This is a genomic window from Mesorhizobium caraganae, assembly GCF_016836705.1.
GTDB lineage: Bacteria > Pseudomonadota > Alphaproteobacteria > Rhizobiales > Rhizobiaceae > Mesorhizobium > Mesorhizobium caraganae.
Window position 1 is genome coordinate 20,501 of the sequence record NZ_JAFCGY010000026.1, and the last position, 17,286, is coordinate 37,786.

Genomic DNA, 17,286 nt, shown 5'->3' on the forward strand with positions numbered 1-17,286 from the left:
CGCCGAGCGCGCCGCGGTCTGCGATTATTTCCGCGTTGAGGACGAGGCGGGCGAGCGTTTCTGGCCTATCGCGCGGGGCGAGATCTAGATCAAGCCGTTGAAGCATGTCCTCAGTTATCCATATCGTGGATGCGTTTCATCGAAACAAACGATTTCACCAATCTTGCGGAACCTTGCATAGGAACAATTCAAGGATGGGCCCTAAGAATAGTTATCGATATTCGCGTTCGCCCCGAGGAGTATTTTCTCGTGTACGCCAAACATCACTGAGGCGCATGTCCATGCGGCCAGGTTCTTCCGCGCTCTGCGCAAGCTACATCGCGTTGGCTCGACGCGACGAGCTTCCCAAAGTTGCATAGGCGCTTCCCGATTTCTTTGGCAGCCGGCGGCATGCAGGCTGACCAGCTCCGTCCGATGTACAAATTCTAGGCGTAAGCAGAAGAGAATGAAGACATGAAAAAAGTCTATGTAGCGGGCCATCGCGGCCTCGTTGGATCCGCCACAGTGAGGGCCCTCGCGGCCTTAGAATCGTATGAAATAATAACGCGGACTCACGATGAACTGGATCTCTCCGATCGGACCGCGACCCGCGAGTTCTTTATGTCGCAAAGACCGGATTACGTCATTATGTGCGCCGCAAAGGTTGGTGGCATTCTTGCCAACGCAAGCTTTCCGGTTGATTTCCTTCACAACAATCTCGCGATTCAAGTCAGCGTTTTTGATGCCGCCCACGCATCCGGCGTCGAGCGGATGATCTTTCTTGGTAGCTCGTGTATCTACCCACGGGATTGCCCTCAACCGATACGAGAGGACTACCTTCTATCCGGTCCGCTTGAAGCGACTAATCGTCCCTACGCTTTGGCAAAGATAGCAGGCGTTGAATCATGCTGGTCTTTCAACCGACAGTACCGGACGCGCTATCTCGCGTTGATGCCGACCAACTTGTATGGTCCCGGAGATAATTATCACCCCGACAACTCTCACGTTCTGCCTGCTCTGATGCGACGTTTTCATCAGGCCAGAATGAACGGTGACCCCTCGGTCGTGGTCTGGGGATCCGGAAGGCCCCGGCGAGAGTTCATGTACTCTTTGGATATAGGGGATGCCATTGCATTCCTGCTCGGCCTGCCGGATTCAGATCTTGGCGACTTGACGGCTCCCGAGACCGCGCCTCTGATCAATGTTGGCGTTGGAGAGGACGTCACGATTCGCGACCTGGCGGAACTGATTAAGGCGACGGTCAGCTACGAGGGCGATTTGGTGTTCGACACGACAAAGCCAGACGGCACACCGCGCAAGCTGCTGGACGTATCGCGCTTGCATACTCTTGGCTGGAAAGCAAAAACGCCTCTAGGTGCCGGGTTGCAAGCGACGTACGAGGATTTTCTCCGCCATCATAAAGCTTGACGTTGATGCTCACAGCCTGGCTGGCTGCATGCTCGATCTGGTTCGAACTTTCCTGCGCCATTCAAATCTGGCGTCGCCGACGCGAGAGGTGCGTGAAGCACTCATATACCGGCTAACGGCCTGGTTCGCCCAAAATTAGGCCGCTAGCACACGCCAGGACATCATCGTCGGCACATTGCGGACGGCGACCGGCGTGGACCGCGCGCGACCTGCCACGACGTTGAAGGCGGCAGGACTCCGGGTTCAGGGCGCCGACCGGCGCGGCCGGGAGCGCACCATGTTCGCATTGGCTCGCCTTATCCAAATTCAGGACGGAGGCGCCACCCGCCAAGCCCACTGAATGACGCAGATGATCTGAAACGCGCTCTGTTGTTTGCCTGTCGCAGCCCCGCGAAATCCCCCGGGATGGGGTTCCGGTACACCATGGTCAGGCCTGTCGCCGACCCGAGTCGAGCGCGCCTATGAGATCGACACATCGATATTGCGCCGAACGAACATCACGGTTGGCAGCTTGTGCAGGAGCCCCGGGCCATCTCACAGGAAGGCTGCGGCGTAAAAATGCGCAGCGCGACTCGGATTTTCCACGCCCCGCTGACGCGTCGAATCCTCAGATTCGATTGCCGGGACGACCAGCGTCGCCCGCCGCCAGGGAGGCCCGCAACTGCTAAGCAGAGAGGCGAAGTGCACGTGACGCATCCATTCCGTAAATGTGTTCTATCGAAGCAAACGATTACTCCGATGATCCGATAGCGAATATGAAGGCTCGCCAGTTGGCGTGGTGGGCTGCATCATAAGCTGCATCATAAGGAGTATTTACGATGGCAAAAATTATCGAGGGTGGCCCGCGTTCCGAAACGCTCCTCGGCACCGGGCTTGAGGATTGGATGGCGGGTTACCAGGGCAATGACTGGCTTGACGGTCGTGGCGGCAACGACGAAATCTCGGCTGGCGAGGGCAGTGACCAAGCCATCGGCGGCGAGGGCAACGACCGCATCTTCGGCGAAGATGGCTGGGACCATCTCTCCGGCGACAACGGCCGCTACGAACCGCGCATCGTCGGCCAGGACAATGACAGGCTCGACGGCGGTCCTGGCGAGGACGTCCTCTACGTGGGTGACGGCAAGGACACTCTGGTCGGGGGCGCGGACAATGACACGTTCCTGTTCCAGTTCCACAATCCGATGTCTGGGGTCGACCCGAGGTACGATTCGAAGCCGGACATCAGCACTATCGTCGATTTTAACCGGACGGAGGATAAGTTCGCCTTCGATGCGGTGGGCCTCGACAACGACGGTTTTGGCGCGAACTTCGTCAATAACGCCAGCGTACAGTCCGGCTCCCCGGTGAGCAGCTTCTACAGCGGTGCGGCCTCGGGTGCGAACGGCGAGCACGTCGTGGTGATCACTGACCAACCTTTCACCTCTGCCTCTGCCGCCGCGAGTGCGATCTCCGGCGAGGCCCCCGGCGACATCATCGTCTACCACTACAACGACGGCATCAACAAAATGGTGAATCTGGCCTATGTCACCTCCGAGAACAACGCGCATGAGTTCGTTCACCTGAGCGGTATGCCCAACTTGGCCGACCTGGCCAACATGGGCCTGACCGCGTCGGACTTCAGCTTCGTTTGATCCGGAAAACCCGTACGTAACCTGCGCCCCGCCACCCCGGCGGGCGCTTTCCTTTTCAGCTACTTGCGGCTGGCCGTGGCGCCCGGGAGCCGGCGCAGCGTGTAAGATTGATGAAGCCCTGCGCGTCGCGCTGGTCGTAACACGGAATCCTCCTTGAAGGGTCGAGGCGGTAGGGTTGTTCGGGCCCTTTCGGCTGGCGACGATGACATTGCCCTTCCAAAGCTTCAGCCGGACGGTGTTGTTGACCCGTTCCATCAACCGCCGGGTTAACATAGTCGGCGCAAGCACTGATCCTGAACCAGCGAGCGGATGTGGTCGGTGTCGTAGGCCCCTTCGGCGAGCACTATCCGGTGCTGGATCGCCAGATCCTCACAATGATTGATAACGGAGGCTCTCCCTGAGTAACCATTCCTTGAACGTTTCGGCTTTGAGACCCTTCCCCCTGACTTCCACTATTTGGGGAGTTTTATTGATCAGTGGTGTGGTCAACCTGCTTGCGCTGACCTCGCCGCTGTTCATGCTGCAGGTCTACGACCGCGTTCTGGCAAGTGGCAGCGTACCGACGCTCGTGGGGCTCGTCGTGCTTGCTGTGGGGCTTTTTGCGTTCCAATGCATGCTCGACATTCTGCGCGCCCGCGTGCTGCTCCGGATCGGCGAGCGTTTCGATGGACAGTTTTCCGGGCGCGTTCACGATGCTATCGTTCGCCTTCCGCTTTCAACGCGCATGCCGGGCGACGGCTTGCAGCCGCTTCGCGATCTCGACAATGTTCGCGGATTCCTAGGTGGAAACGGTCCGACCGCGTTCTTCGATCTGCCATGGATGCTGCTTTATCTTGGCATTTGCTTCCTCTTTCATTTCTGGATCGGCATGACGGCGCTTATCGGGGCGATCGTCCTCATATCTCTGACATTTCTTACCAACGGTCTCTCGCAGCAGCCGATAAGCGATACCATTGCCCACAACATAGTCCGCAATGGCCTACTGGAAGCAGCACGCCGCAATGCCGAGGTCGTGCAAGCTCTCGGTCTCGGAAAGCGGATCGCTGCCCGATGGCACAAGGCCAATGCCAACTATCTGGCCGCCAATCGGAAAGCCGGGGACGTCGCAGGTGGGCTCGGTGGCATTTCAAAGTCGCTGCGCGTGATGCTGCAATCGGCCATTCTTGCCGTCGGCGCGTACTTGGTCATCAGGCAGGAGGCTACGGCCGGGGTCATGGTTGCCAGCTCGATCATGATGGGGCGTGCGCTGGCTCCGGTCGATCTGGCCATTTCAAACTGGAAACCCTTCCTCATGGCGCGCCAGAGTTGGGCCCGGCTGGAGGACCTCCTGGCAAAGGTTCCGGAACCCGCTCCTGTTATGCCAATGCCTGCACCTGAACGCGAACTGCGCGTCGAAGGCGTGACAATCGTTCCGCCCGGCGAAAAGAAGCCGACCGTGACCGGCCTCGCGTTTGCCGTTCAGGCGGGAAGCGCACTCGGGGTCATCGGTGCATCGGGTTCCGGCAAGTCGACACTCTCGCGCGCCATCGTCGGCGCATGGGCGCCGGTCGCCGGAAAGGTTCGCATCGACAGCGCAAGCCTCGATCAATGGGACCGGGAAGCACTAGGCCGTCATGTCGGCTATCTGCCGCAAGGCGTTGAACTGTTCGACGGCACCATTGCCGAAAACATCGCTCGTTTTGAAGATAATCCTGACCCTGAGGCTATTGTCGCCGCAGCGAAGGCTGCGGGCACGCACGAACTGATCCTCCGATTTGAACACGGTTACGAAACTCCGATCGGTGAGGCCGGATCGGCACTTTCCGCCGGGCAGCGTCAGCGTATCGGTCTTGCCCGTGCTCTCTATCGCGACCCTTTCCTTGTTGTGCTTGATGAACCCAATGCCAATCTTGATGCGGAAGGCGAGGCCGCCGTCGTTGAGGCGATCGCCTCCGTCCGCGAGCGTAGGGGCGTTGCGGTTGTCGTCGCCCATCGGCCGAGCGCGGTCCGCGCCGTGGATTACGTGTTGATGATGGAAGGTGGGCGGCAGAGAGCCTTCGGTCCGCGTGATGAAGTGCTTCCCAAGGTCCTGAAGGCCGCAGCGATGGCACCAGGCGCCGGGGTCAAGGCTACCGGGTCTACGCAGGATAACGTGTGAGAGTGCGCTGACATGGAGGATCCCGATGTCCGGCATCGATCAGAACAATGACGTTTCCAGCTCCATTCGCCGGCACCTGTCGGCGGGCCTTCTGGCGAGCGTGATCTTTGTCGGAGGAGCCGGAGTCTGGGCGGCCGTCACGAACCTCTCCGGTGCTGTTGTCGCGTCCGGACACTTTGTCGTCGATTCCTATGTGAAGAAGGTGCAGCACCCAACCGGCGGGGTTGTGGGAGAAATCCTGGTCCGCGAAGGCGATAAGGTAAAAGCCGGCGACATCGTCATGCGGCTCGATGCCACCCAGACGCGCGCCAATCTCGCCATCGTCACCAAGCGGCTCGATGAGCTGGCCGCCCGGCTGGCACGGCTCGAAGCTGAGCGTGACGATCTAGCGGAGATCGCCTTCCCGGAATGGCTGCTTGCCCGCAGAGATGTTCGGGACGTGGCTTCGGCAATACATAGTGAGACGCGGCTGTTCGAGTTCCGCAGACAATCCCGCGAAGGAAGGCGGGCCCAGCTAGCGGAGCGCATTACCCAATATGAGCACGAGATGGAGGGACTCAAGGCGCAGGAGATTGCCTATGAGAAAGGCATCGAGATTGTCCAAAAGGAAATTGCTGCCCTGAGTGGGCTGCGCGAACAAGGAATTGTCTCGGACCAACGCTTGAACAGCCTGAAGACGCAGGCTGTCACTTTCGGCGGCGAACGTGGTGAGAAGATTGCCTATCAGGCACAGTCGGCAGGCCGCATAACCGAAACGCGCCTGCAGATCCTGCAGATCGATCAGGATCTCAAAACGGAAGTCGGCCAGGAGCTCAGGGAGGTTCAGGCGCAGGTTGGGGAATATGTCGAGCGCAAGGTGGCGGCTGAAGACGAACTGCGACGTATCGATATTGTCGCGCCGCAATCCGGCATCGTTCAACAACTCGCAGTTCATACGGTCGGCGGAGTGATCACGCCCGCCGATCCGATTATGCTAATTGTGCCAGAAGATGACGATCTCGCGCTGGAATTGCGGATCACCCCCAAGGACATCGATCAAATCCAGCTTGGTCACAAGGCCGTGCTGCGGATGTCAGCCTTCAATCTGAGAACCACGCCCGAATTGAACGGATATGTCAGCCGGGTCGCAGCCGATCTGGCGACGGACGAAAAGACCGGCATGTCCTATTTCCTGGTGCGCATATCGGTCCCGCATGCGGAACTGACGAAGCTCAAGGACCTAACGCTTGTGCCTGGCATGCCGGCCGAAGCAATGGTCCAAACGGGTGAGCGTACGGCGCTTTCCTATCTTGTGAAGCCGCTATCCGACCAAATCAGTCGGGCATTCCGCGAGGAATAGAATATTAGACCTTTTTGCTGCTAACGTCTTATTTTCGCGATAAGTGGAATGTAAGGCTAAGGTAGGGGGAGTCCGTAATGTTGTCCCTGCACTTCAGCGGAAAAGGAAGATTCTCTCAATCCGTTTCTTCTCGTATAGGCTATAAACCTCCTCCTTGCGCTAGATCTGCAACTTCGACGACAGGTATAGAGAGCGTTCTCGCAACGTTGAATTACCAGTGATGTTGTCCGTCGAACGATGACGCTTCAGATCAGACGGATCTCGACGCCCGCCCCGTAAGTCGAAACGCCCCGCAACTTTGCCGCAAGCGAATAGTCGCTGATCCCGAAGGCATCGCGCCGCGGGCCTGCAATTCCTGGAGCAATGCAGGAAGCGCCAACCTCATCAATGACACTGCAAGAGCCGGAAAGACGTGAGCACCCCGTCGATCGCTTAAACGCCCCGGCGATCGACACGTCGTTGTGCGTGTTGGCAGTTTACTGCGGATGCGCGATTGCCGGTTGGACATGGCCCAACGGCGAACTGAGAGATTGGCCGCGAGGGAGCATTGGCACTTGCTTCAGCGACGACGAAATTCCTTGTTGTGCCGAACCATATATCCGGAGGCCCATGAAGCCGGTTGTCGATGGTGCCCTTTGCTATCAATCGCCCTTGGGCGCATTTGGCGAAGACCTCCCCGCGAAGCCCTCGGAATGTCACCTCCGCGGAACGGGTAGAAGTCAGCGTTTCGTTTGCTCCCACACTGGGCCCGGAAGAAATCGTGGGCCTTTAGTTCATCCTCGAACCGCGATTGGGTCGGCGTAGGCGCAACCCGCCCAATCGTAGTCCTCTCTCGGTCAATAACAGGTGCATCGCAGGCATATATCCAGCGTGTGTATGCGTTCCATCACCATAATCGATTTTACCGATTCTAGAGAATAGCGGATAAGGAAACGTCTGTCGGGAGAACAGGTCAACTGAGAACGTGAGCCGCCACTCGCCGACCATGTCAAATAGTGCGACTTCTTCCGAAAGACTTATGGGCCGGCGCGGTCGCCGCAGGACCATTCAACAGCAATCGAAGTTGGGACGGTGCCAATCCCGGATTTCGCTTGATATACATCCCCAGGGGTGTCGCGCGTGCAATTAAGGCATTGAGGACGAAGTTAAATGGAAATACTGCGGTCTTTTAGACAGAACCTGCCAATCTCTATACGGCGGTCTGTGCAAGAACTTCTGGAGCGCACGCGGGAACCTATATCTTCGTTAAAAGTGCATCGGCAGATCGTTGAACTCCTTCAAAAGCCCAATCCCGTCATCTTGGACATCGGCTGCAATGACGGAACGGATACGCGACGTTTTCTCAGGCTTTGCCCAAAGGCTCAGCTCTACTGCTTTGAGCCAGACCCTCGAGCGGCTGCTCGCTTTAAGGAATATATGAATCTGTACCTGGACAAAGTGAGGCTATTTGAGATCGCGATCAGTAACCGAAATGGCACGATTGATTTCCATCCAAGCAATGGAGATGGAAGTGCGAAGGAATGGGACCAATCTGGTTCGATACGCCGACCCAAGAATCATCTTGTCGAGCATGATTGGGTTCGGTTCGATCGCCCTATCTCAGTTGAAACTCGAAGGCTTGACGACTGGTGCAGCGAAGCGAACCTGAACAAGATCGATTTCATCTGGATGGATGTGCAGGGAGCCGAGGCAGATGTCATTTCTGGCGGCACACAGACCTTGAGCAACACGCGCTTTATCTACACTGAATACAGCGACCATGAGCTCTATGAAGGGCAGCTGTCCCTGCAAGCCATTCTTGATCTTTTGCCTTCGTTCGAATTGGTGACCTGCTATGCCCGCGGAGCGGAAGGTGATGTATTGCTCAGGAATACGAGCCTCTAGAACAGACCCGTTCTGCTTCTGTCCTGCTGCAGCCCTTCATCCTCTATTAGAGATCCACAAGCCGCTGGATCAGGCTGTGAGGATCGTACCGTGAGCGGTCGCAGCATGCTTGATTGGACCGAGGCCTGGCTGCCCTTGCAGATCCGTCGCAACAGGTTCCGCGAAGCGAGGCAAAGGAATTGGCTCCGTGAAGGCCTCACATTTGCAGCTAGAGGCCACCCTGTTTTAGGAGTTGGAAAAATTAAGTACCTAGCTGTGAGCCTTTGCCGAGCCCAGTGAATCGAACGGGATCATGGATGAGGAGCCGCAAGGCAAGTTTTCACTGACCAGGCGCAATTGCGAGACGATGTTGCCACACATGATCTCGACCGCCGCTGCGCTCGACTTTTGCGACCAGGCACGGGGATTTCGTCCGCTCGGTTGCAGCCTAGTGGGCCCTCGATACCGCCGCGATCCGCGCAAACAGTCGAGCCCACACGGCATTTGCCACACGAAACAGCAAAGGGAAGCTATCGGGATGCCGGGCGGACCTGGAAGGCGCGGGCCACGCGTCGACGATGCGCTTGGTTCAGGTCGGCCAATCTGGTCTCTATTGTCTGGTAGCGGCCTTCGGGCGCCAGTGGCAGCGAGTAAAGATGTTTGGCATCATCGGCTTTGATTGCCGCGCAGATCCGGTCGAGACTAGGATAGCTCATACGGCTTCCTGGTCATTGAGAATAGGATGGTCGGATCTGCAGTAGACCTCCAGCACATGTCCGAGATCAAAGATCGTCCCGGGCAGAAGGCGCTGGACGGAGCGGGGCCATGTTTCGGTTGAGACGCCATCGATGCCTCGCGCCACCGTGCTGGCGAACCTGGGCATCAGCGGAGCGAGTGTCGGTGCCAGGATCGCAGCGGCCGTCGTCTGGAGGGCGAGCGAAGTCCGATTGCGGGCGGGATAGAGACGTCGCGCCGCCGCATAGTCTTGCGCGCGACGGTAGATCACGCAATCGCGCACGAAATCGCAGACCTGCGCGGCCGCGCGCCGGACCGAGAAGCCTTCGTCCGAATAGGCGCGCTCCATCGCCGCGCGATAGACCTCTATCCGAGCAAAGAAGGCGCGGTCGGCCGGGCTCCAGTCGCCTGCGTCGGGCACACGGCCGCCAAAATCCTGCTTGATTTCCCGGTGCACCGCATCAAGCCATTTCAACCAGATCCCTTGAAATATCTCCTTCCCGGTGTGGCGCAGCGCGTCCAGGGTGAAGTTCGTCCGCTCACCTTCCGGGCGTGTCAGCCCCAAATGGAGACGCACGACGTCGACTGTCTTTGGGCCCAGAACCTCCTTGCCCCAGACCGCATGGCCGCGGCTGGTCGAGAACTTCCTGCCGTCGAGCAGGTAGAACTCGTTCACATGATAGCGGATGCGCGGCGTCCAGTGCGAGAAGACCTCAGCGTAAAGCGCGGGATAAAGTAGCGCGTGGTTGAAAGAATTGTCGAAGCCGAAGAAATGGACAATCTGCCAGTCGTTGCTGGGCAGGGCCGCATTCCAGTCACGACCGAGCGAGCTAGCTAGCGCCTGGATCTTGTAAAGAAAACCAAACGCCATCTCCGACGAGCTCCAGATCACCTGCCCCGGGGACCCTTCGGCCGGTAGCCCCCAGTCCGACGGGTGGGTGATGGGGACGGAAAAGTCGCCGCGTTGGCGTAGACGCGCGAAGAGGTCCATGATCCGCACCGGGGCGCCCGATGCCCTTAAATGCCGGTCGATATTGACGTAGCACCGTTCCAGCGCAACTTCGGCACGCCGCACGGAGCCGACCACTGGCGCCTCGGCCGAGTGCCGCGACCGGGCTGCACCCAAGTCGTGGCATAGGTTCGGCGCGCCGCATTCCTCGCAGATGTTACCGCCAGCGGATCCGCCGCAATCGGGGCAGAGGCCGCTTACATCCGGTTGGTAAAGGTAATCGCCTGTCACAGCATCGAAGAGCGCAGGGCTCTCGCACAGATCTACCGCCGTGCTGCTCAGAAGACTACGGAAACACGCGGCTTGAAACTCTGCATAAGCGTCATCGCCCATCGTGGGTAGGAAGCTGTGAACCTCACAGTCGAGAAGTGCAAGCGTAGCTCGAATCTCGTCGGCGTAGTGGCGCGCCACCTTTGCGGGCGTTGATTGATCCGCATCAGCACGCGTAGCGACGTACCTTTGGTAATCGTCGCTTCCGGTCAGGTGGTAGGCCTCGACCCCATTCATGCGCAGGAAACGCGTGTACACGTCGGCGCCAAAATACGGGCCAGAAAGATGCCCCAGATGCAGATCGCCATTTGGCGTCGGTGGCGTGGAGAAGACGAATATCGGCCCGTGGGGAGCAGAGATCTGTGCAGCGGCATCCAGGGCTGCGTTGCCATCGCGCCAGTAGACATCAACGAAATTTAGGTCTTCGTCCCCATCGTTGTGCAGCACATGCGCTTCAAAAGGTTCGAACAGAACGAAATCGCCCACCTCAACCGAGATTTCCCCAAGGTCGGTGATGACCTTGCCCGCTCCTGACAGGATCACGAACGCCTCGAGTTCGTCGTGCCGATGGGGCTCGGATGTGACGCCCGGTGCCACCATACCGAATGAAAACCCCGTGCCGGCGATTCCCGTCCCAAGCTTGGCCGTGTCGACACCGAACCCGGGCGACAACGCCGTTCGAGAAAGCGTGAATTTCCGCATGACAGACCTAACCTCTGGGGACAGTGATATCTTCAGCTGCCAATGCAACAGCCTCCCGTGCAAGCTGCGCAGAGAAACGGTACCCCGACCCGTTGGCAGCCCCCGCCGGGATGATCCGGCTCTTGGACATGAGGCGGGCGACGACCGGGGGGCCGGTCGGGCTATAGGCATCACAAAAGACGCGGCCAAAGGTCAGATCCCGGCCTAGCTCGGGGCAGAACTGTTCCAGCACCGCACGGCCGGCCCGAAGATCAGCTCGCGACAGGCCGCAGGCCAGCGTCTCGGGACGCACGTCCCAATCGGCCGAAGTGTAGCTGAACAGCCAGCGGCTGACGCCCGGCTGTGGCAGCAGGAAGGCATCGACCCCGGGCATGAAGATCAGAGGATCATCCGGTGTAGAAGTCCGGTCGAGATGCAGCGCCACGACCTTCTTGATGCGGATTGAGAACGTCTCGGCCAGCTCACGAAATGGGGGCTGGACGATCCAAGGGCCGGCCGCCAAGATCACCGCGTCCGCGGTGATGATCTCGCCCGTAGCGAATTCGGCCTCTGCGGCATCGCCCTTTTCGCGCAGCCTGATGCAACGCAAGCCGTGCGCCACGCGAATCTTTGCCACAAGTTCCCGTTGCAGTTGGGCGATCAGTGCGGGCACGTCCGCGACATGAGCTCCACCGATGTTCCAAAAACGGGTATCGTCGGAGAAATTCGGCGCGAGACTGCCAATGTCAGGCCTAGCCGCGTCCAGGGGTTCCGTAAACTGGGCCGGATTGATCGCCTCATCTGGTCCAGCAGCGACACGCAACGCCAAAGGCCGGTACCATCCGTTGACGTCCGACCCTGCCATGGCCGCCAACGCCACTGCGCTCTTTCGAGTGAGCGACCTGGTACGGGCTTGACGACCGTAGGGGAAATGCACGCCCCCAGAATAATGCGACGCGCCGATGGATCCGAAGGCTTGTTCGGTCGCGATGATTTCGGAGAAGGCTCCGGCCTTCGCCGCAGCGGAGGCGGACATCATTCCTAGGATGCCACTGCCGATGAACAAGAGTCGACGCGTCATATCCCGCTGCCCATTTCTTCGGCCACGGGTTCGGGCCAGTTCTCGATGGAGGTACGGCTGATGAAGCCAGGGTGCTCGGGTTTCGCGCATGGCGCGCGCCCCAGAAGGCTGTCGAGGATGCGACGGGCGCGCCAGGCCAGCAGGCTAAGATTCGGATCAGCCAGCCCGCGCTGCCCGAGGCTCGCGTTCTGTATGAAGACGCGTCTGTCACGCGGTCCGTCCCAGCGCACCGAAAAATCCTCGCCAATAGCCAACTCGTTGTCGATCTGTTCCAGACGGTCCGCGATCGGTTCCAAGAAGCCTGGCACCGCGTTCTCGTAACCGGTGGCCAGGACGACGATGTCGGCCGTGACTTCTTCGACCTGGTCCATGCCGCGCTGCAGGATCAGCCTGTGACCCGCGCCGGCGTTGATGCAGTGCGAGACGATGCAGCCCGGCCGCAGTGTGATGTCGCATCGGTTTGGCTCGAGAAATGCGTGGCGGTATAGCGCCTGATAGATCGCGCGCAACGTGCTTTCCGAAATGCCGTCCGAGGCAAGCACGAAACGCCGCAGGAGGAGCCTGCGCTGCGACTCGCTCATCGCCGCGAAACGATCCGAAAAGCAGGGCATGAACAACTCGTTTGTGAACGGGCTGTTGTCGATGGGCAGGTAGTTTTCGCGCTGCGAGACCCAGGTGATCGATCGAGGCCGCTGTTGTTTCGGCAGGCCGACAAGGTGCAACAGCACCTCGGCTCCCGACTGGCCTCCGCCAACCACGCAGACATGCTTTTTCCGCACCTCAGGATGGATGTGCAATAAAACCGATGAGTGGAACAGGTTGCGTCCAATCCAGCCCTGAAACTGAGGCGGAATTTGCGCCTGCTTGCCAATGCCGACCACAACATTTCTGGCGCCGAGAACCGCGTTATCCGTCCGCACCCGAAACTCGCCGTCAAAGCGGATTTCGTGCACCGTCTCGCCGCCACGGACAAGTGGGTTCTTATGGAAGGCCCAGTTCAGGTATTGCTCGAACTCAGCTCTGAGCACGGCCTCGAATTGTGCGTTCAGGAAGTGGTACAGACGCCCGTTCTCGTACAGGTAGTTTATGAAAGTGTAGGCTGATCGCGGATTCACCAGCGTGACCAGATCCTTGAAGTGGCTGACCTGGAGCTCCGAGGAATCGAATGCGATGCCTGGATGCCAGCGGAAGTCGACCTGCCGATCGAGGAACAGCGCCCCTTGCCCAATTTCTTCGTGTATCTGACACGCAAGACTCAAATTAGACGGCCCAGCGCCGACCCCAATGCAAGAAAGCTCCACTTGCTTTGCTCCTATTGGTTGTTTCCCAAACTTAGCGGCATGTTCGCGGCGAGTATCAGCCATAGCCATTGGGCTTACTCCCCCTCTCGCGGGCATTCTCGAGCAGCGGTCCCGACCGGATATGCGAGTAAGCCAAAGGCCTGTGCGCCTTCGAGCCGTCGGTCTCAAGGTCGGCGATATCGACAGCGGGCGCGGCGTCATCCGGGTCTGGCACGGCACCGCTATGTGATGTTGTCGGCCCCATCTTACGGGGCTACTGGCGGCTGCCCCGACCGTAGGAATGGCTGTTTCCCGGCCGCGACGGAAGCGGCCCTATCCATGTACAGGACCTGTATTCGGCCTCCTGCCGGCCGGGCGGCACCCGAGAGCCCAGTCTTCACGGCATTTTCGGTGAGCATGATCATGGGACGACGTCTCGCTGATGCGTTTGGAGACCCCCGTGCAAGGACCGCGCCAGAGACGAAAATTTTATTAGAGCAATGAGTTAGCGGATTTGCTGCCCAATCGGAAATCCGACAACGTCGGAAATCCGACATTGATCGGATGGCGGACCCCTCACGGCGACGCCCCTCCCCCGCTGCCGGGCATACGGGTCACGTACCACGGCGGGTAGGTCGACCGAATTAAGCTTGGGCGGACACATAGGGAGGGGAAGACGGAACTCGTCGAAGTCGTATGCGCAGGGCTTGTTGGACCGCCGGGTGTCCTGACATGGCGCCAGAACCCCGTTGGTGAACCGGCGGCAACCGCTGCACTCACGGCGGCGGACCTCGGCAAGGCAAGCCGCCGATTGATCGGCGGGCTCCGCAAAATCGGCGATCTCGCCGAAGAAGTTCAGCCTGCCCGCTTCATCGGCGGCCTGCAGTTCTTCCAGGAGAAGGCGTCTAAACAGGCGCAACAGGACGCGCACCGGCAGGAAGAAGCCGGGGCCGACAAGAGATCCAGCGCGTGCCGTTAGGGGAGAGACCTCCGCCAGGCACGATGCGGGCGCACGATCATCGGATTGATTTCGGCTTCGATAAAGCGGTCTTTTGCTTCAATCGGTAACCGGTTTCCCGAATATTCAACGGTTCACGTCGACGACTACGCGTCCACGCAGCTTGCCCTCGATAATATCTGTCGCCGCGGCGATTACCTCGCCGAGGCCGATCTCCTTCGCGATCGTGTTCAGATGATCGAGGTCAAGTTCCCGCGCCAGCCGCTGCCAAGCCGTTATGCGTTTCGGCTTAGGGCAGTACACGCTATCGACACCCGCAAGCGTTACACCACGAAGGATAAATGGCGCGACGCTTCCCGGAAAATCGAGGCTCTGCGCCATACCGCAAGCCGCCACGACGCCGCCATAGCGCGTTGCGGCGCAGGCATTGGCAAGCGTAGCGCCGCCCACGGTGTCAACGACGCCGGCCCAGCGCTCCTTGGCGATGGGTTTCCCCGGTGAAGAAAGTGTGGCGCGATCGATGATTTCCGACGCTCCCAAGGCCTTCAGATAGTCCGCTTGGGCTGGCTTTCCGCTCGATGCCGTCACGGTGAAACCGCGTTTCGAAAGTAGGCTGATGGCGATGGAGCCAACACCGCCGGTGGCGCCTGTGACGAGGATCTCGCCACCCTGTGCCACCCCCTGTTCTTCGAGCGCCAGCACGCAAAGCATGGCAGTGTAGCCAGCAGTGCCAATCGCCATTGCCTGCCAGCTGGTTAAGCCGTCGGCAAGTGGGATCAGCCAATCGGACTTGACTCGTGCGCGCTGTGCTAGACCTCCCCAATGCGTTTCGCCGACGCCCCAGCCGTTGAGCACAACGGCATCGCCCGTTTTGAAGTTACCAGAACTGCTCTCTTTGACGGTGCCAGCGAAATCTATCCCGACCACCAATGGGAACGAACGCACCACAGGCGCCTTGCCAGTGATAGCGAGGCCGTCCTTGTAGTTGATCGTAGAATGCGTGATGTCCACAAGGACTTCGCCTCCCGGCAGTGCAGAGTCCTCAACCTGTTCCTGTTGCACACGATGGCCCTGATCGTGCTTGCGGACAACAACTGCTTGGAAGCTCATTGGCGGGTCCTCATGTGTTCATCGTTCGAGGGGAGACGTATTGAGATTGGTTGGTACGGAGAGCTCGACCGGCTCTATTGAGGCGGCAATCGGCGTCGGAGGTGACGACTCAGACTATGGTAGCCTTGAAGATTGCCGCAAAAGCGCGAAAGCCGTCGTGACCAGCAAAGTTACCGAGACAATGATAAGCGCCAGCGCGTTTATGCTCGGCGTAACCCCACCTCTCACCATCGAGAACACGTAGACGGTCAACGTGTCCGAGCTCGAGGTCCCGCGGGTAAACAGCGTAATGTTGAAATTCTCCATGGACTGGAAGAACGCGACAGCGGCAGAGGCGGTTAACGCAGGCGCCAAATGGGGGAAGACAATGTAGCGCAGAACCTGCGCATGGCTGGCCCCAAGATCAATGGCCGCCTCCTCTAGGCTTGCGTCAAGGCTGCGCAATCTTGCGAGCACCAAAAGCATGACGAGTGACGCAATGTAGCTAACTTGGCCCAAAACGGACAAATGCAGGCCGGGAGGCACCGACAGCTTCGCCCAGAACAGAAGGGTCGAAATTCCTATCACAGCGCCTGGGGCCAATACCGGGGCAATTAGCGCCCCATACAGAATTGTGCGCGCCGTTCCAGACATTGACGAAATTACAAAGGCGGCTGCCGTCCCCACTGGAACGGCCAGCAAAACTACGCCAATCGCGACAATCACCGAATTGCGCAGAGCGCCCCACATTCTTGCGTCGTTCCAAAGCGCGATGAACCACTTGTCGGTGAGGCCCATCCATGGATAGACGGTCGGAAACCTGCTGTCGTTCAGCGACGCCCCGCCCATAACCCCGAGGGGGAGCAAAAGATAGAGCAAGAAAAGCGCCAGGTAGAGATGGCCCAGCCTTATTTGCGAGTTTCTGAACATTAATCGGTGCCTAGTTTGTGATGTTAGACAGTTTCACTTTGAACGCCCACATCATTCCCGCCACCACAAAAGTACAGAGAAGCAAGAAAAGCAGGGAGTAAGCAGCCCCGGTGTTCCAATCAAGGGCTTCCAACATCAATTGCTGTATTGTTTGCGTGAACCATAGCGAATTCGGCGAACCCAAGAGAGAAGGGACAAGGAGCGAACCGGCTGATAGCATGAATACCATGACGCAGCCGGACACGATTCCTGGTTTGCAATGAGGAACAATGACCCGCCAATGCGTGCGCCACCACGACGCCCCAAGATCCTGCGCGGCCTCGATCTGGTTCTTATCCAAGGATTGCATTGAACTATACAGCGGAAATACCATGAAAAGCATGTAGGTATAAACAAGACCGATAACTATACCATTATATCCCCTGATCCACCTAATCTCAGAGTCTATGACTCCCATTTCTATCAATAGCGCATTAAGCGGCCCCTTAAAAGATAGTATAGTAAACCACGCGAACGAGCGAAGAATCTCAGATACCCACATTGGCACCGTCAGGACGATGAAGAAAAGCGCCATGTTGCTAGGTGATATAGTTTTTGTCATGTAGTAAGCTGCCGGATACCCTATGATAAGTATTATTGCCGTGACCAAAATGGAGTACAAAACCGTAGTGATGAAAATTCTCAGATGGATCGGAACATCGATCGACATACCAAAAATGTCGAAGCCAACCGGCGTCGAAAGAAACCTTTGGTAGTTAGCCAAGGTATAGCTATCGCGAGGCCCGTCAATTTCATTCAGCGGCAGGTAGGGACGGAAAGAGCTCTCAATCAGCGCAATATTCGGCAAAATGATAAGCATCAAGAGCCAGCCTAGTG

Annotated in this window: 11 protein-coding genes and 1 pseudogene; 5 read left to right on the forward strand and 7 right to left on the reverse strand. The window is 58.5% G+C overall.

Features of this window, described 5'->3' with window-relative positions; translation table 11 throughout:
* Positions 1-453 precede the first annotated feature (453 nt).
* From JQK88_RS28010 to JQK88_RS28030, 5 genes are all read left to right on the forward strand, one after another.
* Positions 454-1,407, forward strand: coding sequence for a GDP-L-fucose synthase family protein (locus tag JQK88_RS28010; RefSeq protein WP_203280117.1), 954 nt, complete (start codon positions 454-456; stop codon positions 1,405-1,407).
* Between the two features lie 818 nt (positions 1,408-2,225).
* Positions 2,226-3,038, forward strand: a complete 813-nt coding sequence (locus tag JQK88_RS28015) for a calcium-binding protein (protein WP_192250911.1) — start codon at positions 2,226-2,228, stop codon at positions 3,036-3,038.
* 412 nt (positions 3,039-3,450) lie between these two features.
* Positions 3,451-5,175: a type I secretion system permease/ATPase gene (locus tag JQK88_RS28020; RefSeq protein ID WP_246750073.1), complete on the forward strand. Its 1,725-nt coding sequence runs from the start codon at positions 3,451-3,453 to the stop codon at positions 5,173-5,175.
* Between the two features lie 25 nt (positions 5,176-5,200).
* A complete protein-coding gene (locus tag JQK88_RS28025; RefSeq protein ID WP_192250914.1) occupies positions 5,201-6,514 on the forward strand; it encodes an HlyD family type I secretion periplasmic adaptor subunit in 1,314 nt (437 codons plus the stop codon).
* 1,236 nt (positions 6,515-7,750) lie between these two features.
* A complete protein-coding gene (locus JQK88_RS28030) occupies positions 7,751-8,398 on the forward strand; it encodes an FkbM family methyltransferase (RefSeq protein WP_312037338.1) in 648 nt (215 codons plus the stop codon).
* Positions 8,399-9,089: 691 nt separating this feature from the next.
* Here JQK88_RS28030 and JQK88_RS28035 read toward each other — a convergent pair.
* The 7 genes and pseudogenes from JQK88_RS28035 to JQK88_RS28065 all read right to left on the reverse strand — a co-directional run bounded on the left by JQK88_RS28035 (position 9,090) and on the right by JQK88_RS28065 (position 17,269).
* Complete coding sequence (locus JQK88_RS28035) at positions 9,090-11,093, reverse strand: class I tRNA ligase family protein (protein ID WP_203280119.1); 2,004 nt, start codon at positions 11,091-11,093, stop codon at positions 9,090-9,092.
* 7 nt (positions 11,094-11,100) lie between these two features.
* Positions 11,101-12,153, reverse strand: a complete 1,053-nt coding sequence (locus JQK88_RS28040; RefSeq protein ID WP_203280120.1) for an FAD-dependent oxidoreductase — start codon at positions 12,151-12,153, stop codon at positions 11,101-11,103.
* Complete coding sequence (locus JQK88_RS28045) at positions 12,150-13,523, reverse strand: lysine N(6)-hydroxylase/L-ornithine N(5)-oxygenase family protein (RefSeq protein ID WP_246750074.1); 1,374 nt, start codon at positions 13,521-13,523, stop codon at positions 12,150-12,152. The genes JQK88_RS28040 and JQK88_RS28045 overlap by 4 nt, the downstream gene beginning before the upstream one ends.
* Positions 13,524-14,208: 685 nt before the next feature.
* Positions 14,209-14,437 (reverse strand): annotated as a pseudogene (locus JQK88_RS36490) (transposase); the annotation flags it as partial.
* Between the two features lie 80 nt (positions 14,438-14,517).
* Entirely contained in the window at positions 14,518-15,501 is a 984-nt protein-coding gene (gene acuI / locus JQK88_RS28055) for an acrylyl-CoA reductase (NADPH) (protein WP_203280122.1), read from the reverse strand.
* A 114-nt stretch (positions 15,502-15,615) separates the two neighbouring features.
* Positions 15,616-16,410, reverse strand: a complete 795-nt coding sequence (locus JQK88_RS28060) for an ABC transporter permease (protein WP_192250934.1) — start codon at positions 16,408-16,410, stop codon at positions 15,616-15,618.
* Between the two features lie 10 nt (positions 16,411-16,420).
* Positions 16,421-17,269, reverse strand: a complete 849-nt coding sequence (locus tag JQK88_RS28065) for an ABC transporter permease (protein ID WP_203280123.1) — start codon at positions 17,267-17,269, stop codon at positions 16,421-16,423.
* Between the last annotated feature and the right edge of the window lie 17 nt (positions 17,270-17,286).